Source organism: Pseudomonas sp. IT-P12, assembly GCF_949767465.1.
Taxonomy (GTDB): domain Bacteria; phylum Pseudomonadota; class Gammaproteobacteria; order Pseudomonadales; family Pseudomonadaceae; genus Aquipseudomonas.
The window spans coordinates 76,935-98,986 of the sequence record NZ_CATKPY010000022.1 but is presented as its reverse complement, the minus strand read 5'-3'; the positions used below and the strand labels follow the sequence as shown (position 1 = coordinate 98,986).

The window sequence follows — 22,052 nt, the reverse complement described above, 5'->3', positions numbered from 1 at the left end:
GCGCGGATTGTACAAACAATCACGGCCATCGGCGGAACGAGCTTGCCCCACAGGGGGGGAAACCAGCATGCCTTATAACCAGAAAATACTTTCTATTCGATAGAACTATTGGATTGTTTATAAACGTTTGCTTTTAATCCTCGCTTCAACCCTTTGTGTTCGCTGGATTTCTTCGCGGCCCTCCTGTCCGGAATCTTTTATGAGTGCGCCTGTTGCCGTGGCACCCGAGCCGCTGATTCGTGTGCGTGATGTGAGTCAAACCTTCGGTGCCAGCCGTGCGCTGCACCAGGTCAGCCTGGACATTTACCCGGCCGAAGTCGTGGCGCTGCTGGGGGCCAACGGTGCTGGCAAATCGACCCTGGTGAAAATTCTCGCTGGCAGTCAGATCCCCGATGCCGGCGAGCTGTGGGTGGACGGCCAGCGCCGGCATTTCGCCTCGCCATTGTCCGCGCGGCGGGTCGGCATCATCGCGGTGCACCAGCAGGTCAACGATGGCATTGCCCCGGGCCTGAGCGTCGCGGAAAACCTTTTGCTCGATGAACTGTGCCAGCCCGAAGCGGATTTCTGGCTCAATCGCAAGCGCCTGTTGCAACGGGCCGCGAGCATCGCCGCCGGACTGGGGCTCGAGTTGCCGCTGGAGCAGCCGATCGAGCGTCTCGGGCAGGCCGAGCGGCAACTGGTGGTGCTGGCCCGTGCGTTCGCCCTGCAACCGCGCCTGCTGATTCTCGACGAGCCCACGGCCGCGTTGTCGGACGCCGAGGCGCAGCGTCTGTTCGGCCTGATCGACAACCTGCGCAGTCGCGGCGTAGCGATCCTGTACATCTCCCATCGCCTGTCCGACCTGCAACGGGTAGCCGACCGTGCAATCGTGCTGCGCGATGGTCGGTTGGCCGGCGAATTCACTGCCCGGCAATTGCCGGAAGCAGTCGAAGCCATGCTCGGCCAGGCCCTCGAATCCCATGTCTACGAACCGCGTGCGGCCGGGCGGGAAGTGCTGACATTGCGCGCCGCGAAAATCGCCGCGCGTACCCAGGCCTTCGACCTGACCCTGCACGAAGGCGAAGTGGTGGTGCTGACCGGGTTGCTGGGGGCCGGCAAGACCGAAATCGCCGAAGTGCTGTTCGGCCTGAGAGAGGCGGCGGTTGGCACCCTGCAACTGGACGGGGTCGACTGGCAACCGCACTCGCCTCGGGCGGCCATTCGCGATGGCGTGTTCTTTGCCGCCGAAGATCGTGCCAGTCAGTCGTTGATCGGTGACTTTTCCCTGCGGCGCACCCTGACCTTGCCGTTTCTCGAACGCTTCACCCGTGGCGGCTTCATCCGCAACCGCGCCGAAGCGAACGCGGTGCAGGCGCAGGTTGCGGCCCTGGGCATCAAGGCCTCCGGCATTGACGTGCCCATGAGTGCCTTGTCCGGTGGCAACCAGCAGAAGGTCGTGCTCGGTCGCTGGCTGCTGGGGCAAGGGCGGGTGCTGATGCTCGATGAGCCCTTTCAGGGCGTGGATGTCCGGGCCCGTCGCGAGATCGGCCAGTTGCTGCGCAGCAGTGCCGGAGGCCGCGCGACCCTGGTGATCTGCGCCGATGTCGACGAGGCCCTGGAGATCGCCGACCGGATCCTGCTGGTGCGCGATCACGCCGTGGTCGCCGAATTCCCTCGCGCCGGATTGAGCCGTGCCACGTTGGTCAGCGCGCTGGCCGGCACCGACGCACAGGCCCCGGCCACCGTCGTTTCCCTTCAAGCCACGCCAAGGAGTCGCGCGAGTGCCTGATTCGAGTTTGTTGCTGTCGCCTGTCCCCGCACGCTCCGAACGCCTGTTGCAGGCGCTGATCCGCTACGGCCTGCTCTGGGTTCTGGGGTTGATCCTGGTGTTTTTCAGTGTCGCCGAACCGGCGTTCCTGCGGGTCGGTAACCTGTTCAGCGTCCTGCAGTCGGTGTCGATTGTGGCGCTGCTGGCGCTGGGCGTGACCCTGACCATGGCGGTCGGCGGCCTCGACCTGTCGATTGGCGCCGTGGCGGCGATGAGCGTGATGATCGCCAGCTACGTCATGGTCGTTCTGGGGTGGGGAGCGGTGCCAGCGGTGCTGATCAGCCTGGCGGGCGGTGCGCTGGTCGGCCTGCTCAACGGCTGGCTGATCGTGAAGATGCGCGTGCCCGACATCCTCGCCACGCTCGGCAGCATGTTCCTGGTGATTGGCGTGCAATTGATACCGACCGGTGGGCGCTCGATTGCGGTGGGCATGACGTTGCCCGGCGGCGACGAGGCCGAGGGCAGCTTCAGTGCGGCGTTTCTGGCGATCGGCCGTGCGCGGCTGTGGGACACCGTCCCGGTGCCGGTGCTGATCACATCCGTGGTGGCGTTGCTGGTCTGGTTGTTTCTGGAACGCACGCGCATCGGCCGTTTGTTCTACGCCATCGGTGGCAACGAGCACGCTGCTCGCCTGGCCGGCGCGCCGGTGCAGCGTTTCAAGCTACTGGCTTATGTGCTCTCGGCGCTGCTGGCATCGTTGGGCGGTCTGTTGCTGGCGGCGCGGTTGGGGCGTGGCGATGTCAGCTCTGGCAATGGACTGGTGCTGGACGCCCTGGGTGCCGCGCTGATTGGTTTCGCCGTGCTCGGAGCCAGGAAGCCCAATGCCTTCGGCACGCTGGTCGGTGCCTTGCTGGTGGCCACGCTGTTGAACGGCCTGACCATGCTCAACGCGCCTTATTACGCTCAGGATTTCGTCAAGGGCCTGGTGTTGGTGCTGGCCCTGATGTTCACCTTCGGCCTCGCGCACCGGGCGCGATGAACCGTTTTCAACGTTCCTGCAAGGAAGACTTATGCACGCTTCAATCAAGCTGTCCCTGCGCCGATGCGTCGCCGGCGCATTGCTCTCGGCCCTGGCGCTGAACGCTCAGGCCAAGGCCCTGCCGGGCGCCCCGGCACCCTTCGACAAGGGCAATGTGCAAATCGCGCTGGTGGGGTATCTGTTCTCCGGCGATTTCCCCGAGGCCTATCTGCGGGGTGTCGAGAAACAGACCGAGGCCCTCGGCGCGACCCTGCGCGTCTTCGATGCCCGGCAGCAGGCGGCCAGTCAGCGGGAGATGATCGACCAGGCCATCGACCTGGGCGTCGACGGCATTATCGTGCAGCTTGGCCTGGCCGAAACCCTCAAGGGACCGATCGACCGTGCCATCGCCAAAGGCATCAAGGTGGTGGCGTTCGATGTCGATCTGAACAGCCCGCAGGTGACTCAGGTCGAGCAGGATCACCACGCCCTGGCGCGCCTGGCACTCGATCAGGCGCTCAAGGACAACGGCACGCGCTTCGATGCCGGCTACGTCTACATCAGCGGCTTTACTCCGATGGAGCGTCGTGACGAAATCTGGAGCCAGGTCAAGGCCGCCAATCCGGGCATCATCGAGAAGGCGCGTTTCGGCACATTGAATCCGCCGATTGCCAACTCGGTCGCCGATCAGGCCAGCGCCGTGTTGCGCGCCAATCCCGGCATCAGCGTGATCTTCGCGCCCTTCGACGAGTTCGCCAAAGGCGCGAAGATCGCCGTGGACGAAGCCGGCCTGGGGCACAAGGTGAAAATCTACAGCGCCGACATCTCCACCGCCGACATCCAGATCATGAAAGAACCGGACAGCGCCTGGGCCGCCACCGCCGCAGTCAACCCGCAAGCCGCCGGCGCCATCAGTGTGCGTAGCCTGGCGTTGCTGATCGCCGGCGAGAATCCGGGCCATAAGGTGTTGGTGCCGCCGACACTGATCACTCGCCAGCAGTTGCTGGATCTGGACGTGAAAAACGTCCGGGACCTGGCGCAGAAGCTCCCGGCCTTCGGTGACACCGCGAACGTGGCGCGTGCGGCATGGATACCTTCGGCGGACTGAGGGCCTGGCATGCACAACAAGGCTGAGCGTTTGCGCAAGAGCCGTTCGCCAAAGGCGGACCCACTGCTGGGCGGGCGACTGCCGCCAGGGCAGGTGCTGACCGAGCGTTTTCCGATCCTGCACGAAGGCGAGGTGCCCGAGTACGATCTGGCGACCTGGTCGCTGCGCCTGTTCGGGGGGCTGTCGCGCGCGGTCGAGTTGAGCTACGCCGACTTGCAGGCCCTGCCGCAGCGCACGCTGACCTGCGACATCCACTGCGTGACGCGCTGGTCGAAGTTCGACACGCAGTGGCGCGGGGTGCACCTGAGTGACGTGTTCCAGGCACTGGGTATCCAGCCTGGCACAGGCTTCGTCATGGCCCACGCCGATCCCGATTACCAGACCAATCTTCGGCTCGAAGACCTGATGCACCCCGACAGCCTGCTGGCCCTGACCTACGCAGGCCAGCCACTGACACCTCAACACGGTTGGCCGTTGCGCCTGGTGGTTGCCGGCCGCTACTTCTGGAAAAGCGCCAAATGGTTGCGGGGCCTGGAGTTCACCGAGCATGAGCAAGCGGGGTTCTGGGAAAACAATGGCTTCCATCTGCACGCCGATCCGTTCCTGGAACAACGTTTCAGTGGTGAGGCGCTGGATATTCCCGAAGATGAATGGCAGCGCAAGCGTTTCGACTAGGCGATTTCATTAGTAAGTGGCTTATATCAACTTGACCCGCCATTGGGTGGTGTATCGCTGCGCCCGTTTTAAAGGCGGAAAGTTAATCTAAGTGTTGCCTGGTAAACACTTGTGCTGCTCAGGCAGCACACCGTTCGACAGATATAACCTAAGTATTATTGGTTCTTTTGCAATGCATTAAGCCTCGTCTAGCATCGGTGTTCTGGGGATTTTGTACTCAATTTGGGGTTGTCTTGTCCGGGGTTTTCGTCCGCACTTACTTGAATTAATCGCCTTCACCCTCTTTCGAACTACCAAAACTACAGCAGGCATTGCCGCGCACTTGTTGTCGACGTTTATTGTCGGCGAGGGCCGGGTGTTAACTGCGAAAAAGGAGCTGTTGCATGTACCACCGTTCTCGTTCATTACTGGCCGTGGCTGTTCTCGCAGCCACGACGCAATTGCCTGCCTATGCTGAAGACTCCGCTGCACGCGCCGACGACGATACGCGCCTGGGCACCGTGCTGGTGACCGGTACTCGTGGCACGGCCCGCACGGTGCTCGATTCGCCCGTACCGGTGGACGTGTTGACCGCCGAGGATCTCAAGTCGGCGGGCGCCAGCAGCGGCGAACTGGGGCAGGCCCTGCAGACCCTGTTGCCGTCCTTCAGTTTTCCACGCCAGTCCAACTCTGGCGGCGCCGACCATGTGCGGGCGGCGCAACTGCGCGGCATGAGCCCCGACCAGGTACTGGTGCTGGTCAACGGCAAGCGCCGGCATACTTCGGCGCTGGTCAACGATTCGTCGAAAATCGGCCGGGGCACCGCACCGGTGGACTTCAACTCGATTCCGGTCAGCGCGATCAAGCGCATCGAAGTGCTGCGTGACGGTGCCGGTGCGCAATACGGCTCCGACGCGATCGCCGGGGTGATCAACATCATCCTCGATGACACACCCGAAGGCGGCGAGGTATCGACCACCTATGGCGCCTATCACACGCATCAGGACGCCATCGGCAAAACCACCACCGACGGCCAGAACAGCGTCACCACCGCCAAGATCGGCACACGCCTTGGCGAGGAGGGCGGGTTCATTCGCGGGGGCACCGAGTACAAGGACCGCGACCCGACCAACCGTGCCGGTTTCGATGGCTTCGCCGACACACCGGGCCAGCGCAACTACGTCATGGGTGACGGTATTGCGCGGGACGTCAACGCCTGGTTCAACGGCGAGCTGCCGCTGGCGGGTGGCAAGGCCTACACCTTCGGCACCTACAACGAGCGCCACACCACGGGTGCCGAGTTTTACCGCTATCCCTACGAACAACCGCAGTTCTACCCCAACGGCTACCTGCCGCAGTCCATCGGCGACAATCAGGACATCTCGGCCACTGCCGGCTACAAGGGCCTGATCGGCGATGACTGGGACTTCGACAGCAGCATCACCCATGGCCGCAACACATTCGATTCGGCGACCCGGCGCACCCTCAACGTGAGCCTGGGTGACGACTCACCCACCCGCTTCGACACCGGTGAGTACGAGTTGCGCCAGACCACCGCCAACCTCGATTTCACCCGGGAACTGCGCCTGGCGGATCGTTCCTTCGTGCTGGCCCTGGGCGGTGAGTACCGCTACGAAAACTACCTGACCCATGCCGGCGACCAAGCGTCCTACGTTGGCACCGGCGCCGATGGCGCCAACGGTTTGCGCCCCAGTGAAGAAGTGGACCTGGATCGCAACGTGTTCGGCACCTATGCCGAGGTGTCCGGTGACCTCACCGATCGGCTGTTCGTCGACGCCGCCACACGCTGGGAACATTACGACGACGCCGGCAGTAAACTCACCGGCAAGCTCAGTGGTCGTTACCGCCTGACCGATCAGTGGGCGTTGCGGGGGGCGGTGTCGAACAACTTCCGCGCGCCGTCGCTGGCCCAGGTCGGCTTCCAGAACACCACGAGCAACTTCGGCACCGGCGGCACCTTGACCGACATTCGCGTGCTGTCGGTCAACGACCCGATTGCCCGCGCCCTGGGGGCCGAGAAGCTCGACCCGGAAACCTCGAAGAATTTCAGCCTCGGTGTGACCGCGCAGTTGAGTGAGCGCTTCGATGCTTCCCTGGACGTATTCCGCATTGACGTGAAGGACCGCGTGACCCTGTCGCAACGCATCGGCAGCGACGCCATGGAACAGTTCATCAACGACAACTTCGGCGTGGCCGGGGTGCACGACGTCAACTTCTTCACCAACGCCGCCGACACCCGCACCGACGGTGCCGAGCTGGTGCTGAACTACCACCAGCCGTTTTACGAAGGGCAGTTGGGCGTGACCACCGCCTACACCTACAACCACACCAAGGTCACCAGCACCAAGGGCACGCCTTCGCAGCTCAGCGCGCTGGGCATTGGCAACGACGCGCTGGTCGGCGTCGAGGAGCGCAACACCCTGACCGACGCGGCGCCCAAGGACCGCTTCATGGTCTCTGCGAACTGGAACAGCCAGCACTGGGGATTGCTCGGGCGCCTGACCCGTCAGGGCGAAACCACGCGGGTGTTCGATTTTGGCGATTCGCAACCCGAACAGACTTATGGCGCGGTCTGGCAGCTGGATGCCGAGGTGCAATACAAATTCACCCCCAAGTTTGACGTCGCGCTGGGCGGCAACAACCTGACCGACCAATACCCCGACCGTTCCAATTCGCAAATCAACTACGGCGGCAACCTGCCGTACGACGTGTTGTCACCGATCGGCACCAACGGCGCCTACTACTACGCTCGCGTCACCTACGGCTTCTAAGGCCGGCCGCCGTCCCCGGGGCGGCGGTATTTCCGTGAGTTTTCTGATGCACGAACCGCCGTGGGCCGCCATGAAACGACACGCTGAAGGACCGCAACGGCACCTGCCGCTCTGGCAAACCGTACTGATCACGCTGGGCATGGTGATCACCACCGACATCCTGCGCACCGCGCCGACCGTGGCGCTCAACGTGGGCATCGAGCATTTTTATCTGGTGTGGGTGCTCGGTGGGCTGGCGTCGATGGCTGGCGCGCTGTGCTTTGCGGAAATGGCTACGGCGTTTCCGCATCCCGGCGGCGATTACCACATCCTGCGCACCGCCTATGGTGAGCGGCTGGGGTTTGTGTTTGCCTGGTCGCGGTTCTCGGTCATGCACACCGGCTGGATCGCATTGTCGGCGTTCATGTTTTCCGAGTACCTCAACGCCGTGGTGCCTCTGGGACCGCACGGCACCGGCTGGTTTGCCGCGGTGTTGATCATCGTCCCGGTGTTGCTCAACCTCAGCGGACGGCACATGGGGTTTCTGACCCAGACCTGGCTGGTGGCCTTGTTGGCCCTGGGCTTTCTGGGGATCGCGGCGGCCGGCGCCTGGCTGGCCTGGCAGGGGGTCGAACCTGCGGTGTCCGAGGCGGCGGTCGTGCCGCAAAACAGCGGCTTCGCCGGTTTTTCCGCGGCCTTGATCGTTGTGTTCCTGGCCTTCGGTGGCTGGAGCGATGCCGCGACGCTTTCCGCCGAAGTCCGTGACGGGCGGCGCGGCATGCTGGTGGGAATGCTCGGGGCGCTGGGGTTGTTGATGGGGATCTACCTGACGCTGAACCTGGCGTTCGTCCATGGGCTGGGATTTGCAGGGCTGGCGTCCAGCCGTGCGCCCGGCGTGGAGTTGCTCGACCGCGCCTTCGGTGCGCCGGGGGTGGTGCTGATCATGCTGGTGGTGGGCCTTTCGGCACTGGCCAGCATCAATTCGACGCTGCTGGTCGGCGCCCGCACCACCTATGCCGCCGCCCTTGACCTGCCGCCACTGCGTGGTCTGGGGGAATGGGACGATCGTCGTGGCGTGCCACGCCGGGCGTTGCTGGCCGTAGCGGCGGTGGCCTTGCTGCTGGTGTTTTTCGCCAGCCTCGCGCCCAGCGGCTTCAACGCGATGGTGGAGTACATGACGCCGGTCTACTGGTTGTTCCTGAGCCTCAGCACCCTGGCGTTGCTGATCCTGCGCCGGCGTTTTCCCGACGTGGCCCGGCCGATCAGGGTGCCCTTGTACCCGTGGTTGCCGCTGCTGTTCTTTGCCTTGTGCCTGTACATGTTGTACTCGAGCGTGGCCTTTGTCGGCTATGGCGCGTTGCTCGGCATGGGCGTCCTGTCGTTCGGCATCGTCGTGCTCTGGATCATCAGTCGAATAGCGGCGCCAAAGGGCGCCACGGGAGCCTCCTCATGAATCGAAAAACGCTCGCCCTGACGGCGGTCATCGTGGCCCTGGCGGCGACGGTGGTGCTGACGGGCAAGGCCACGCCATCGGTAACGCCTGACATTTCGCTCGCCGGCAGCCACCCGATGTTACGCACCGAGCTGTATTTCGCTGCCATCGACGTCCAGGCCTGGGACCGTTTTCTCGCTGACGAAATCACCTCGCGTTTTCCTGACGGCTTGAGTTGGTATGGCGTCAACGGCCAATGGCGCGGGCCGAGCGGCCAACCGGAGAAACTGCCGTCGCGCCTCGTGATCCTGATCCATGCGGACAACGCCGCGAACCGTGAAGCACTGGCCACTGTCGGCCGATTGTTCCAGCAACGTCATGGCCTGGCCGTGCTGCAGGTGGTGCAGCACGTCCAGGCCAGCGATCCGGACTGGACGGCGGATCGCCTTGAGGAAAACCGGCAGTTATCGCGCTGATTGCGCCTCAGAAGGAAACCTGGGCCGGCTGCGACAGGCGCAGTACCGACAGATCTCCGGTGATGCGTTTCCAGGCCAGGCGGATGGCCTCGATGTCCTTGCCGTGCCCGGCGTTGTCCTCGTGCAGAATGACGATCACCTTGGTGCCCAGGCGTTCGGGTTCGCTGGCGCCGTGGTCACGCCATTGGCCGTAGGCGTCGAGCACGCTGAAACCGTCCGGAAAGCGCGGTGTGACTTCTCGATCGAGGAACTCGCGCCAGCGCGCCGGGCTGATCACTCCTTCCTTGCCCTCCAGCGGTCCGACTGAAAAATACAGTTCGGTACGCACCCACTGTGCCTGCGCCGGGCGCGTGGCATCGCCTTGCAGGGTCGAGCCGGCGGGATCCTTCGTATGCACGGAAGCGGGAGGAGGGCTGGCACACCCGGCGATCGCCAGGAACAGTGCAGCGATTAAAAAACGTTGATGCATGGAATGTCCTTATCGGCCTGGTTAAACATCGCGCTTATTATAAAAGCGGCTTTTGATAACTATAAAAGATTAAAAAGTCATCCTGTTGTGTAACTAATGCATAAGCAGGTTCAGGAAAAAGTTTGCAGCTGTTTAGAACGATTATTTCTTTGGGTTATTTGCATAGAGAGTTGTCGCATATCCATAACCCATTAAAACCTTCGATGGCGTTCGAAAAGTTCGTCATGACAGATATTCAGTCGCCACAACGTCGTTGGTTGGCCCGAACGCCTCGCTACGCAGGTTTCAGCAGCCGCTTTTGCTGTTTGATCGGCGTCTTGTCGGCGCTTCGTCAATCCTTAGAATTCCCTTCATCAACTTTATCCAACTCTCGATTCAGGGAACGACGCCATGATGAACGCCATGCAGATGCAAATGCCGATGAACGCCAACATGCCAATGATGCCGATGACGGGCATGCCGATGATGATGGCAACCATGACCTGCGAAATGATGGACGACGGCATGATGTGCAAAATGATGCCGGCCGCGGGCATGGACATGGCGATGTTCAAGAACAGCGCCGAAATGATGCAGATGATGATGAACTGCGGCATGCCGATGATGATGCATTGCGGCAACCTGAGCATGATGTGCATGTCCCAGTCGGCCATGGCCATGCCGATGATGAACATGATGATGCCAATGCCGATGATGGGCATGCCGATGCCATCGATGAAGTGCGTGATGGAATGCACCCTGATGGCCGACGGCATGATGTGCAAAATCATGCCGATGGCCGGCATGAACATGGACATGATGAAGAACTGCTGCAACCTGATGATGAAGATGATGAACGATTGCAGCATGCCCATGATGATGAGCTGCAACGGCATGCCGATGATGTGCTGCACCTGCTGATATCGTGATGTGAAAAAGCCCGGCCAATGCAGATTGGCCGGGCTTTTTGTTGCCCGATGTGAGAGCGGGCCTGCTCGCGGTGCGTCAGGTTTGACGCTCACCGCCTGAAGGAATGCGTTGCCTGGACCTCCATCGCGAGCAGGCTCGCTCCCGCAAAGACGGAGAGATGGCGATGAAGGGAGGCAATGGGGCTGCTGCCACAGTGTTTTCTTTCGATGTGTGTCAGTCCAGCCGCTCGGGGTACGTCACCACCAGATACGCTACCGCCTCGCTGTCCGCCGGGTTGCGGTAGCGGTGGGGCTGGTCGGCGTAGAACAGGATCGAGTCGCCGGTGGACAGCAGGTAGCGCTCCTCGTTGACGCTGATTTCCAGCACGCCCTGTGACACCACCAGGTTCTCCTGGACACCGGGGCCATGCCCCTCGGAGACGTCCTCGCCCAATGGGCTCAGGCGCAATTCGTAAAATTCCGATTGGCGCGCGACGTCGAAGGGAAACAGCGCACGGCTGACAAAGGCGCCGTTGCCGCTGACCAGGCGTTTGCTCTGGCTGGCCGACAGTACGGCGACCCCTTCGAAGGCGCGGTGTTCGAGAAACGCCGCCACCGATACCTTCAGGCCTTTGGCGATCTTGCACAGCACTTTGATCGACGGCACGCTGCGTCCGGATTCGATCTGCGCCAGCATCGCCCGGCTCACACCGCACTGCCGCGCCAGGGCATCGAGCGACAGGTGCCGCTTGGCGCGCAAGCGCTGCAGATTCTGCGACACCCGTTCGCCGATCGGGTCTTGCTCCGCCGATTCCAGATGATTCAGGTCCAGCCCGGGCTCATCGGCGCTCGCCAGAAAACCCGAGGGTTGCTTGGCGTTCACGCGTGACGGGTCTCGGTCGATTGTGCGGCCTGGACCCATTGCCAGGCCTGAAGTCCAGCGTTGCGCGCATACATTTCCCACATGGCCCGTGCCCGTTGCTGAGCCTGTTTGCGTTTGCGGTAGGCGACGAAATCGATGAGGTTGGCAGTCGGGTTCATAAGGCACTTCACTGTCGTGATGAATGACGGAATGGCCTGAGAGTACGCGGATATTTTTATAACGATAAATACTGATTTTGTATTTATTAATTCTTTTTGGTTCTTTGTTCAGCGTCCTTCATGCTGCTTGCGATAGGCCCCCGGCTGCACGCCCACGGCCTTGGCGAAGGCCCGGGTAAACGCGGCGATCGATTGATAGCCCACGGCACCGCAGGCTTGCTCCACCGTGTGGTTGTTCTTCAGCAACTGGCAGGCGTGGCGAATGCGCAAGGCCAGCAGCACCTGGCCCGGCGACTGGCCGGCCAGTTCAGTGAAACGCTTGAAAAACGCCGAGCGCGACAGGCCGGTGCAGGCCGCCATGCTTTCCAGTGGCCAGGGTTGTTGCGGCTGTTCGATCAGTTGATCCAGCAGCGGTGCGAACTGCGGGTGTCGAGCCAGGGCGACCAGGCCGCCGAGGTCCGGGTTGTCGGCGACCTGCTGACGCAACACGTAGAGAAACAGCAGATGGCTCAGGCGTTCCAGCAAAGCGGAAGAGGGCGCGGGCAGGCGTTGGCATTCTTCGAGGATCAGTTCGAACAGGGCACGAGCGGCATTCGAAGACGGGTCGCCCGCGCGCAGGATGATCCAGTCCGGCAAGCCCTCGATGATCAGTGACGACAACCCGGACTTGAAATGGAAGAAACCGCAGACCAGGCCGACGCCGTCCTGGGCCTGGCTGTCCAGAGGCGTCATGGCCAGCTTCGGCAGGCGTTGCGCAGTGGCGCTGTCCTCGGTGCTGGCCAGGCGGTAGTTCAGGTCACGCAGCAGAAACACCGCATCCCCGGCGTCCAGGCGTTGGGGCTGATCCTCGCCGTCGATGTGCAGCCAGCAATGCCCCTGGACGATCAGGTGAAAACTGGCCCGCGCCATGCCGTGGGTGCTCGCATGCCAGCCGCCGCAATAGCGGCCGACATGGAACAGACTGGCCTGGAGTTCCAGGCTTTCTAATAACCAATCAACCAGTGGGCTCGACGAAATCATCTAATGGAAACACTCAGGAGCAAGTAATCGCTACTTTAGAATATGGATCGGAATTTTTATAACCAACAGACTTGCAGGACATCCACAGCAGGAGTCCACTCCATGTCGCGCGTCACGCTACATACCTTGCAAAGCGCTCCCGAAGCGGCCCGGCCGTTCCTGGAAAACGCCCAGAAAGCCTCCGGGTTTATCCCGAACCTGTTGGCCGTGCTGGCCAACGCGCCGGCGGCGCTGGAAACCTACGTTACGGTATCGGCGCTCAATGGCAAAGCCGAACTGAGTCTGGCCGAGCGCGAGGTGGTGCAACTGATTGCGGCCACCACCCATGGCTGTGATTTTTGCGTGGCCGGGCACACCGCCGTCGCGGTGAACAAGGCGAAACTGCCGGACGACGTGGTCAGCGCCCTTCGCGAGCAAGCCACCGTGCCCGAGGAAAAACTCGAAGCGCTGGCGGCCTTCGCCCGTGAGGTCATCGCCACCCGCGGTAACGTCAGTGCAGCGACTTACGCGGCGTTCCAGGCTGCCGGCTACAGCGAAGGCAATGCGCTGGAGGTGATTCTCGGCGTGAGCCTGGCGACCTTGTGCAACTTCGCCAACGTCTTTGCCGGCACGCCGCTCAACCCTGAGCTGGCCCGGTATCGCTGGCCGTCGGGTCAATGATTCAACAGGAGAAAACGACATGCTCAAGCCGGCATTGAGTCAATGGCTGGACACCCACGCACAGGCGCTGGACCAGGGCGAGGGCGACGCGCAGCAGGTGTTGGCGCAACTGGCCAGTGCCGAGGTCCTGCGGATCGGCATCGACCCGGCGCTGGGTGGCAGCGGTGGCGACATCGCCGACGCCGTGGAGGGTGTGGCGGCTGTCGCCGGCCATTCCCTGGCGGCGGCATTTGTGTTCTGGGGGCAACGGGCTTTTATCGAGTACCTGCTGCAAAGTCCCAACACGGTGCTGCGTGAAGGCTTGTTGCCGTCGTTGCTGGCGGGCGAACTGGCCGGCGCCACCGGCCTGTCCAATGCCATGAAATTCCTCTCGGGCATCGAGACGCTGCAAGTGCGCGCCAGGTTGCAGGACGAGGGTTGGATGCTCAACGGTCGCCTGCACTGGGTGACGAACCTGCGCAAGAGCGGTTTCGTGGTGGCGGCGGCCATCGACGATGAAACCGGTGGTGCGCCCTTTATCCTGGCGATCCCGGATGCATTGGCCGGGGTGCAACGTTCGGACGATCTGCAACTGATGGGGCTGCAGTCGAGCAATACTGCGGCGCTGGACTTTCAGCGGGTGGAGATCGATCGCAACTGGCTGCTGCATGAAGACGCCCGGGTGTTCCTGCCAGCCGTGCGCCCGGCGTTTCTCGGGTTGCAATGCGCGATGGCGATAGGTCTGGCGCGACGTTCGCTGCACGAAGTCGAGGCGCATCTGCAAGGCGCTCGCTCGATTCTGCTGGAGCCGTTGCGACAACAACGCGGGCAACTGGAACTGACGGTCAGCGAGCTGAAGAAAGGCCTGCTCGACGGCCGTTTTCTCGCCCAGCCCGCCGCCTTGTTCCGCCTGCGCATTGCCCTGGCCGACTCGGCGGCGCAGGCGGTGCAACTCGAGTTGCAGGCCAGTGGCGGTAAAGCCTACCTCAGCGAATACGGCGGTGGATTCGCCCGTCGCTGGCGCGAGTCGGCGTTCGTGCCGATCGTCACCCCGAGCCTGGTGCAACTGCATGCCGAACTGCAACGTCAGGCCGGGGACGCGGCAGCATGAGCGCCCCGTTGCTGCAGGCCGAAGGCATCAGCCTCGGTTATGCCCGGGCGCAAGGCTGGCAGACGGTACTGGAGGATTTCGACCTGCAGCTGCAAGCGGGCGAGGTGGTGTCGATCCTCGGCCCCAGCGGCGTCGGCAAATCCAGCCTGCTGCGGGTGCTGGCCGGTCTGCAAACGGCCCATGGCGGTCGCGTCAGCCTGCATGGCGAGGTGTTGAACGGCCCTCATCCACGGGTGGCGGTGGCGTTCCAGGACCCGAGCCTGTTGCCGTGGCTGAACCTGGAAAAGAATGTCGCGTTCGGCCTCGATTTTGCCCGTCAACCCCATCTGAGCCCGGAGGAACGCAAGGCGCGGATCGATCACGCGATTGCCGCCGTCGGCCTGCAGCACGCCCGGCATCAGCACCCGGCGCAACTGTCCGGCGGCATGGCCCAGCGCACGGCGATCGCCCGCTGCCTGGCGCGTCAGCCACAGGTGTTGCTGCTGGACGAGCCCTTCGGCGCCCTGGATGAAGTGACCCGCGCCGACATGCAACAACTGCTGCTTGACGTCATTGCCGAGCACAACACCGCCGCGGTGTTGATCACCCACGACATTGACGAAGCCCTGCTGCTCTCCGAGCGGATTCTGCTACTGGGTAACAGCCCGGCGCGGACCCTTGGCGAATGGCGCATCGACCTGCCACAGCCGCGTGCCGAGCTGGTCGAGGAACTGGGCGCACTGCGTATCGAGATTCTCAAAACCCTTCGGCGGGCGAGCCGCAATCCACATTCCCAACCCTTGCCCGAACCGGAGATTGAACATGTGCCTGGACGACTTCACCCACACACGTCGTGACTTCCTCAAACTCAGCGCCTTGCTGACCGCCGGCGGCGCGCTGCCGCTGCTCAACAGCCTGCAGGCCCGCGCCGCCTCGGACCCCAACGCGCCGGTGCGCATCGGCTACCTGCCGATCACCGACGCCACGCCATTGCTGGTGGCGCATAACAACGGCCTGTTCGAAGCCGAGGGCATTCAGGCCGAGCGGCCGGTGCTGTTGCGCAGTTGGGCGCAAGTGATCGAGGCGTTCATTTCCGGTCAGGTCAACGTGATTCACCTGCTGTCACCGATGACCGTGTGGGCGCGTTATGGCAGCAAGGTGCCGGCCAAGGTCGTGGCCTGGAATCATGTGGGCGGCTCGGGCCTGACGGTGGCGCCGGGCATTACCGAGGTCAGGCAGCTGGGCGGGCAATCGGTGGCGATTCCGTTCTGGTACTCGATTCACAATGTGGTGGTGCAACAGTTGTTCCGCGATCACGGACTGGTCCCGGTGAGCAAATCGGCCAGCGCCGTGCTGGCGCCGAACGAAGTCAACCTGGTGGTGCTGGCGCCCTCGGACATGCCGCCAGCCCTGGCCAGCAAACGCATCGCCGGCTACATCGTCGCCGAGCCGTTCAACGCCCTGGCCGAAGACCTCAAGGTCGGCCGGGTGCAACGCTTTACCGGCGACATCTGGCGCAATCACGCCTGCTGCGTGGTGTTCATGCACGAGCAGGACCTGAACAACCGTCCCGAGTGGTCGCAGAAAGTGGTGAACGCCATCGTCAAGGCGCAACTGTGGACCCGCGACCACCGCGAAGAAGCCGCCAGGCTGCTGTCCAAGGACGGCGCCAACCGCTACACACCGCACGCTCAACCGGTGTTGAATCGAGTCCTGGCACCGGCGGCATCCGACCGCGAGCAATACCTGGCCAGCGGCGCGATCCAGCACAGCCACTGGGATGAGCAGCGCATCGACTTCCAGCCATACCCGTTCCCCAGCTACACCGAAGAGCTGGTCAGGCGCCTCAAGGACACGCTGATCGAAGGCGACAAGGGCTTCCTCGCCAGCCTTGACCCGCAGGCCGCGGCCCGTGACCTGGTGGACGACCGTTTCGTGCGCAACGCCATTGCAGCCGTCGGGGGCTTGAAGGCGTTCGGCCTGCCGGACAGTTTCGAACGCAGCGAAGAGTTCGGCGCCTGATGGGCAAGCATCTCTCATCGTGGCTGTTGGGTGTGGCGGGGCTGCTGTGCCTGCTGCTTTTGTGGTGGCTCGGCGTGCGGCTGTTCGGCAGCGCCGATGGGTTGGCGGCGCGCTTCGCACCCGAGGCGACCCTGGCCAGCCTGATGGAACTGCTGGGGCGAGGCGAGCTGTACGAGCACGTGTTCGTCAGCCTTCAGCGCATTCTGGTGGGGCTGCTGCTGGCGCTGCTGATCGGCGTGCCGCTGGGGTTGCTGGTGGGCAGCTATCGCCATTTGGAGGCGGCGACCACCCCGGCGTTTCAGTTCCTGCGAATGATCTCGCCGCTGTCGTGGATGCCGGTGGTGGTGATGTTGATGGGCGTGGGCGACCAGCCGATCTACTTCCTGCTGACCTTCGCCGCGATCTGGCCGATCCTGCTCAACACCGCCGCCGGGGTGCGCCAGCTCGACCCGCGCTGGCTGCAACTGAGCCGCAGCCTCAGCGCGACGCGTTGGGAAACCCTGCGCAAGGTGATCCTGCCCGGCGTGCTCGGCCATGTGTTGACCGGAGTGCGCCTGTCCATCGGCATCCTGTGGATCGTGCTGGTGCCCTGCGAAATGCTCGGAGTCAGTGCGGGTCTGGGCTACTTCATCCTCGATACCCGAGACCGGCTGGCGTACTCCGAGCTGATGGCGATGGTGCTGTTGATTGGCGTGCTCGGGTTTGCCCTGGATGCCCTGGCGCGTGGGCTGCATCGACGCTGGTCACCGGCCTGATAGGCCCCGCATCGGCGGGCGCCGGTTGGCCAATCCCTGCTCGGCGTCCGGGGGAATGGACCGCGTCTTTATATTTCTTTAGGGAATAAACAAATAATAATTAAGAATTATTTCGCCTAAGTATTTTCATGCACTATCACTCCCCACGGCAGGCCGCGAAATCATTCGGCCATCATTGGTCCACCCCTGACTTACAGCGAGCATTTCATGGCAACTCTCCACAAGCGTTCGGCATTGACCCTTCTGGCGGCCTCACTGGCCGCCGTGAGCGCACTGCTCAGCCCCGGCGCGCAGGCTGAAGGCAAGATCAGCATTGCCCAGCAATTCGGTGTCGGTTACCTGATTCTGGATGTGGTGCGCGACCAGCAGCTCATCGAGAAACACGGCAAGGCCCAGGGCCTGGACATCAAGGTCGACTGGAACAGCATTTCCGGCGCCACGGCGATGAACGAGGCACTGCTGGCCGGCGCCCTGGACGTGGTGTCGGCGGGTGTGCCGCCGATGTTGACCATCTGGGACCGCACCAAGGGCAAGCAGAACGTCAAGGCCATCGCTTCGCTGGGTTCGATGCCCAACTACCTGCTGACCAACAACCCGAACGTGAAGACGCTCAAGGACTTCTCCAGCAAGGATCGCATCGCCGTGCCGGCGGCCGGGGTCGGGTTCCAGTCCCGCACCTTGCAGATCGAAACGGCCAGGCAGTTCGGCAATGAGCAGTACAAGAAATTCGACGATATTTCCATCAGCCTGGCCCATCCGGACGCCACGGCGGCATTGATTGCCGGTGGTTCGGAGATCAACTCGCACTTCTCCAGCCCGCCGTTCCAATACCAGGAATTGCAGAATCCCAACGTGCACAAGGTGCTGAGTTCCTACGACGTACTGGGCGGTCAGGCGACCTTCAACGTGCTGTACACCACCGAAAAATTCCACGACGAAAACCCGAAAACCTACAAGGCGTTCTACGACGCACTGGCCGAGGCGGAGAAGATCATCAAGGCCGACAAGTCCGCCGCCGCCAAGACCTACATTCGCGTCGAGCAATCGAAACTGCCTCTGGAACTGGTCGAGAGCATCGTCAACGACCCGGAAATCAACTTCACCGTGGTGCCGCAGCGCACGGCGGTGTATGCCGAGAAATTGCAGGAACTGGGCGTGCTGAAAAACAAGGCGCAGAGCTGGAAGGACTACTTCTTCGAAGAAGCCCACGGTGATGCCGGCAGCTGATACGCCAGCGTGCAGGACTAACACCGAAGAGGGATGGCTGTTTGCCTCATGTCTGGTTATGCTCGGCGGGTTTTGCATTTGCCTATCATTAACAACCACAGTGATGACATGAGCCAAATAGAGACGCGTGCGACTGCGCTGGCGCTGTACCCGGAAGATTCCCGCGAGGCCGCGGCGCTGCTCAAACAAGCCGTCCCGTTGATGGTGCGGCACAACATCCCGCCCAATCCGGTGCATTACGCGCTGTGGTACACCTACAGCAAAGGCCTGGACAGCGAACTCAATCGTCATCTGGACCGGGTGGTCAGGGACTTCGACGGCTTTCCGCCGGAGTCCGCCACCCGGCTGTTTCGCGACTACATCATTCGCGACGAGCTGGAGGAGGCGCGCGCCGGTCAGCAACAGGCGATCAACCTGGTGGACGACATGCACCGCGACGTTTCCCGCAGCGTCGAGGGCAGCCTTGATTTTCAAAGCAGCCTGGGGCGCTGCATCGAGATGCTGGAGTCGCCGGTCAACGAGCGCCTGCCGGATATTCTCAGCGAGCTGCAACAAAGCACCCAGCGCATGCAAAGCCAGCAGGAGCGCTTCCTGTCCCAGCTCAATTCAGCACAGAACGAAATCAAAAGCCTGCGCAGCAAACTCGAGCGCGCGCAACTGGCGGCCACGCTCGATGGCCTGACCGAACTGCTCAATCGCTCGGCGTTCACCCGCCTGCTGGAACAGGCACTGAGCAACGATGCCCAGGGCGTGGCACTGGTCATGCTCGACATCGACCACTTCAAGCAATTCAATGACCAGTACGGCCATCCGCTGGGTGACCGGGTCCTCAAGCATGTCGGGCAGGTGTTGCGCAGTTCGCTGCCAGCCCACGCCACGGCAGCGCGTTACGGCGGCGAGGAATTCTGCGTGATCCTGGAGCAGTGCGCCGACCTGGACACCGCGGCGGCGTTCGCCGAGCAACTGCGCACGAAAGTGCAGTCGTTGCGGATCAAGGCCCGTGGCGATGGCAAGGTGCTCGACACCATCACGGCGTCCTTTGGCGTCGCCTTCGCGCAACTGGGCGAGCAACCGGACAACCTGCTGACCCGCGCCGATGACGCCCTGTACCAGGCCAAGCGCACCGGCCGTAATCGGGTGCATTGCTAATACCTGTTTGCAACACACACCCACTGTGGGAGCGGGCTTGCTCGCGAAGGCGGTGTGTCAGTGACATGAGTTACCGCTGACACACCGCCTTCGCGAGCAAGCCCGCTCCCACAGTTCTTATCATGAGCAAAACTCGTGATCATCGAGACTAAAATGAGTTTGTCTCACAGTCTGCCACCTACCGACAATGTCTCCATCAAACACATTGGAGTTATTTGTCATGGCTTTGGCCCATTCCCTTGGATTTCCGCGCATTGGCCGCGACCGCGAATTGAAGAAAGCACAGGAAGCGTTCTGGAAGGGCGAACTGAGCGAAGACGGTCTGCGCGCCGTCGGCCGTGAACTGCGCAAGACCCATTGGGACTTGCAGAAAAACGCCGGCATCGAGCTGTTGCCGGTCGGCGATTTCGCCTGGTACGACCAGGTCCTGACTCATTCCCTGATGTTCGGCGTGATCCCTGAGCGCTTCCGCCCGGCAGATGGCCGGGCGTCGTTGCAAACCCTGTTCGGCATGGCCCGTGGCGTCAGCGACAGCTGCTGTGGCGGTGCTCACGCCCAGGAAATGACCAAGTGGTTCGACACCAACTATCACTACCTGGTCCCGGAATTCACCGTTGATCAATCCTTCCAGCTGGGCTGGGACCAGTTGTTCGAAGAGGTCGATGAAGCGCGAGCACTGGGCCACAACGTCAAGCCGGTGGTGATCGGGCCGTTGACGTATCTGTGGCTGGGCAAGGCCAAGGGCGGCGATTTCGACAAGCTCGATCTGCTGGATCGCCTGTTGCCGCTTTACGGCCAGATCTTCCAGCGCCTGGCCGCGCAAGGTGTGGAGTGGGTACAGATCGACGAGCCGATCCTGGTGCTCGACCTGCCGCAGGACTGGAAAAACGCTTTTGAACGCGCCTACAACCTGATTCAGCGCGACCCGCTGAAAAAGCTGGTAGCCACCTATTTTGGCGGTCTTGAAGAGAACCTTGGCCTGGCGGCCAACCTGCCCGTGGACGGTTTGCACATCGATCTGGTGCGTGCCCCTGAGCAGTACCCCACCATCCTCGACCGCCTGCCGGCCTACAAAGTGCTGTCGCTGGGCGTGGTCAACGGCCGTAACGTCTGGCGCTGCGATTTGGAACAAGCCTTGACCACCCTGCAACACGCCAGCGAGCGCCTGGGTGATCGCCTGTGGGTCGCGCCGTCCTGTTCGCTGCTGCACTGCCCGGTCGACCTGGGACGTGAAGACAAACTCGATGCCGAACTGAAAAGCTGGCTGGCCTTCGCCGTGCAGAAGTGCGAAGAAGTCGCTGTCCTGGCCCAGGCCGTCAACGAGCCAGAGGCCCCGAAGGTGCTCGACGCGCTGACGCAAAGCCGTGCGGTCCAGGCCAGTCGGGCCGCGTCGCCACGGATTCACAAACCGTCTGTGCAGGCGCGGGTCGCCGCCATCACCGCCAGGGACAGCCAGCGTCATTCGACGTTTGACGGTCGTATCGGTAAACAGCGCGTGCGCCTGAACCTGCCGTTGTTCCCGACCACCACCATCGGTTCGTTCCCGCAAACCGCCTCGATCCGTCTGGCGCGCCAGTCGTTCAAGCAGGGCAAACTCACCGAAGCCGAATACACCGAAGCCATGCACAGCGAAATTCGCCATGCAGTGCAGGTGCAGGAGCGCCTGGGCCTGGATGTGCTGGTGCACGGCGAAGCCGAGCGCAATGACATGGTCGAGTACTTCGCCGAGCAGATCGACGGCTACGTGTTCACCCGTTTCGGCTGGGTGCAGAGCTACGGTTCGCGTTGCGTGAAACCGGCGGTGATCTTCGGTGACTTGAGCCGTCCGCACGCCATGACCGTCGAGTGGATCCGCTACGCGCAGGGCCTCACCGACAAGGTCATGAAAGGCATGCTGACCGGTCCCGTGACCATGCTGATGTGGTCCTTCCCTCGTGAAGACGTCTCGCGCAAGGTCCAGGCCCAGCAACTGGCCCTGGCCTTGCGTGACGAGGTGGTGGACCTGGAAGCGGCCGGGATCAAGGTCGTGCAGATCGACGAAGCCGCGTTCCGCGAAGGCCTGCCGCTGCGCCGGGCCGACTGGCAGCAATACCTGGACTGGGCCGTGGAAGCCTTCCGCCTGACCGCCAGCGGTGTGCGTGACGAAACGCAGATCCATACCCACATGTGCTACAGCGAGTTCAACGACGTGATCAAATCCATCGCGGCCATGGACGCCGATGTGATCACCATCGAAACCTCGCGTTCGGACATGGAACTGCTCGACGCCTTCGAAGCCTTCGATTACCCGAACGACATCGGTCCAGGCGTCTATGACATCCACTCACCACGGGTGCCGGATGCCCCGGAAATGGCCAACCTGTTGCGCAAGGCTGCCCAGCGCATTCCTGCCGAGCGTTTGTGGGTCAACCCAGACTGTGGCCTGAAAACCCGCGGCTGGCCGGAGACCGAAGCGGCTCTGGTGCACATGGTCGCAGCGGCCCGCCAACTGCGTAAAGAATGGGCGTAAGACGCCCTTCGCATCACCCCGGCCGGAGCACTTGAGCC

20 protein-coding genes are annotated in these 22,052 nt (G+C 62.6%); 16 read left to right on the top strand and 4 right to left on the bottom strand.

Features of this window, described 5'->3' with window-relative positions:
* Positions 1-199: 199 nt before the first annotated feature.
* From ACM6IM_RS15100 to ACM6IM_RS15070, 7 genes are all read left to right on the top strand, one after another.
* Positions 200-1,768, top strand: a complete 1,569-nt coding sequence (locus tag ACM6IM_RS15100) for a sugar ABC transporter ATP-binding protein (RefSeq protein WP_414865564.1) — start codon at positions 200-202, stop codon at positions 1,766-1,768.
* Positions 1,761-2,786 carry an ABC transporter permease gene (locus tag ACM6IM_RS15095; protein ID WP_414865563.1) on the top strand — a complete coding sequence of 342 codons (1,026 nt, stop codon included), beginning with the start codon at positions 1,761-1,763 and terminating at the stop codon, positions 2,784-2,786. The genes ACM6IM_RS15100 and ACM6IM_RS15095 overlap by 8 nt, the downstream gene beginning before the upstream one ends.
* A gap of 31 nt (positions 2,787-2,817) precedes the next feature.
* Positions 2,818-3,873 carry a substrate-binding domain-containing protein gene (locus ACM6IM_RS15090; protein WP_414865562.1) on the top strand — a complete coding sequence of 352 codons (1,056 nt, stop codon included), beginning with the start codon at positions 2,818-2,820 and terminating at the stop codon, positions 3,871-3,873.
* Positions 3,874-3,882: 9 nt separating this feature from the next.
* Complete coding sequence (locus tag ACM6IM_RS15085; protein WP_414865561.1) at positions 3,883-4,548, top strand: sulfite oxidase-like oxidoreductase; 666 nt, start codon at positions 3,883-3,885, stop codon at positions 4,546-4,548.
* A gap of 383 nt (positions 4,549-4,931) precedes the next feature.
* Complete coding sequence (locus ACM6IM_RS15080; RefSeq protein ID WP_414865560.1) at positions 4,932-7,319, top strand: TonB-dependent receptor plug domain-containing protein; 2,388 nt, start codon at positions 4,932-4,934, stop codon at positions 7,317-7,319.
* 70 nt (positions 7,320-7,389) lie between these two features.
* Entirely contained in the window at positions 7,390-8,751 is a 1,362-nt protein-coding gene (locus tag ACM6IM_RS15075; RefSeq protein ID WP_414865559.1) for an APC family permease, read from the top strand.
* Complete coding sequence (locus ACM6IM_RS15070) at positions 8,748-9,206, top strand: DUF3574 domain-containing protein (RefSeq protein WP_414865558.1); 459 nt, start codon at positions 8,748-8,750, stop codon at positions 9,204-9,206. Before ACM6IM_RS15075 ends, ACM6IM_RS15070 begins: the two co-directional genes overlap by 4 nt.
* A gap of 7 nt (positions 9,207-9,213) precedes the next feature.
* Here the strand turns inward: ACM6IM_RS15070 and ACM6IM_RS15065 are convergent, their stop codons facing one another.
* Entirely contained in the window at positions 9,214-9,675 is a 462-nt protein-coding gene (locus ACM6IM_RS15065) for a DUF3574 domain-containing protein (protein WP_414865557.1), read from the bottom strand.
* A 390-nt stretch (positions 9,676-10,065) separates the two neighbouring features.
* On the opposite strand from ACM6IM_RS15065, the gene ACM6IM_RS15060 reads away from it, so the two are divergent.
* Entirely contained in the window at positions 10,066-10,575 is a 510-nt protein-coding gene (locus tag ACM6IM_RS15060) for a hypothetical protein (RefSeq protein ID WP_192303739.1), read from the top strand.
* Positions 10,576-10,797: 222 nt separating this feature from the next.
* On the opposite strand, the gene ACM6IM_RS15055 is transcribed toward ACM6IM_RS15060, so the two are convergent.
* From ACM6IM_RS15055 to ACM6IM_RS15045, 3 genes are all read right to left on the bottom strand, one after another.
* Positions 10,798-11,445: a helix-turn-helix domain-containing protein gene (locus ACM6IM_RS15055; RefSeq protein ID WP_414865556.1), complete on the bottom strand. Its 648-nt coding sequence runs from the start codon at positions 11,443-11,445 to the stop codon at positions 10,798-10,800.
* Positions 11,442-11,603: a hypothetical protein gene (locus ACM6IM_RS15050; RefSeq protein ID WP_201190386.1), complete on the bottom strand. Its 162-nt coding sequence runs from the start codon at positions 11,601-11,603 to the stop codon at positions 11,442-11,444. The genes ACM6IM_RS15055 and ACM6IM_RS15050 overlap by 4 nt, the downstream gene beginning before the upstream one ends.
* A gap of 108 nt (positions 11,604-11,711) precedes the next feature.
* Positions 11,712-12,623 (bottom strand): cupin domain-containing protein, encoded by a 912-nt coding sequence (locus ACM6IM_RS15045; RefSeq protein ID WP_414865555.1) that lies wholly within the window; start codon positions 12,621-12,623, stop codon positions 11,712-11,714.
* A 102-nt stretch (positions 12,624-12,725) separates the two neighbouring features.
* On the opposite strand from ACM6IM_RS15045, the gene ACM6IM_RS15040 reads away from it, so the two are divergent.
* From ACM6IM_RS15040 to metE, 8 genes are all read left to right on the top strand, one after another.
* Positions 12,726-13,283 carry a carboxymuconolactone decarboxylase family protein gene (locus ACM6IM_RS15040; RefSeq protein WP_192303733.1) on the top strand — a complete coding sequence of 186 codons (558 nt, stop codon included), beginning with the start codon at positions 12,726-12,728 and terminating at the stop codon, positions 13,281-13,283.
* A gap of 19 nt (positions 13,284-13,302) precedes the next feature.
* Positions 13,303-14,373 carry an acyl-CoA dehydrogenase gene (locus ACM6IM_RS15035; RefSeq protein ID WP_414865554.1) on the top strand — a complete coding sequence of 357 codons (1,071 nt, stop codon included), beginning with the start codon at positions 13,303-13,305 and terminating at the stop codon, positions 14,371-14,373.
* Entirely contained in the window at positions 14,370-15,209 is an 840-nt protein-coding gene (locus tag ACM6IM_RS15030; protein WP_192303729.1) for an ABC transporter ATP-binding protein, read from the top strand. Before ACM6IM_RS15035 ends, ACM6IM_RS15030 begins: the two co-directional genes overlap by 4 nt.
* Positions 15,175-16,374: an ABC transporter substrate-binding protein gene (locus tag ACM6IM_RS15025; protein WP_192303728.1), complete on the top strand. Its 1,200-nt coding sequence runs from the start codon at positions 15,175-15,177 to the stop codon at positions 16,372-16,374. Before ACM6IM_RS15030 ends, ACM6IM_RS15025 begins: the two co-directional genes overlap by 35 nt.
* Entirely contained in the window at positions 16,374-17,129 is a 756-nt protein-coding gene (locus ACM6IM_RS15020) for an ABC transporter permease (RefSeq protein WP_192303727.1), read from the top strand. The genes ACM6IM_RS15025 and ACM6IM_RS15020 overlap by 1 nt, the downstream gene beginning before the upstream one ends.
* 207 nt (positions 17,130-17,336) lie before the next feature.
* Positions 17,337-18,356: an ABC transporter substrate-binding protein gene (locus ACM6IM_RS15015; protein WP_414865553.1), complete on the top strand. Its 1,020-nt coding sequence runs from the start codon at positions 17,337-17,339 to the stop codon at positions 18,354-18,356.
* Between the two features lie 108 nt (positions 18,357-18,464).
* Entirely contained in the window at positions 18,465-19,505 is a 1,041-nt protein-coding gene (locus tag ACM6IM_RS15010; protein WP_414865552.1) for a GGDEF domain-containing protein, read from the top strand.
* 220 nt (positions 19,506-19,725) lie between these two features.
* Entirely contained in the window at positions 19,726-22,014 is a 2,289-nt protein-coding gene (gene metE, locus ACM6IM_RS15005; RefSeq protein ID WP_414865551.1) for a 5-methyltetrahydropteroyltriglutamate--homocysteine S-methyltransferase, read from the top strand.
* Positions 22,015-22,052 lie beyond the last annotated feature (38 nt).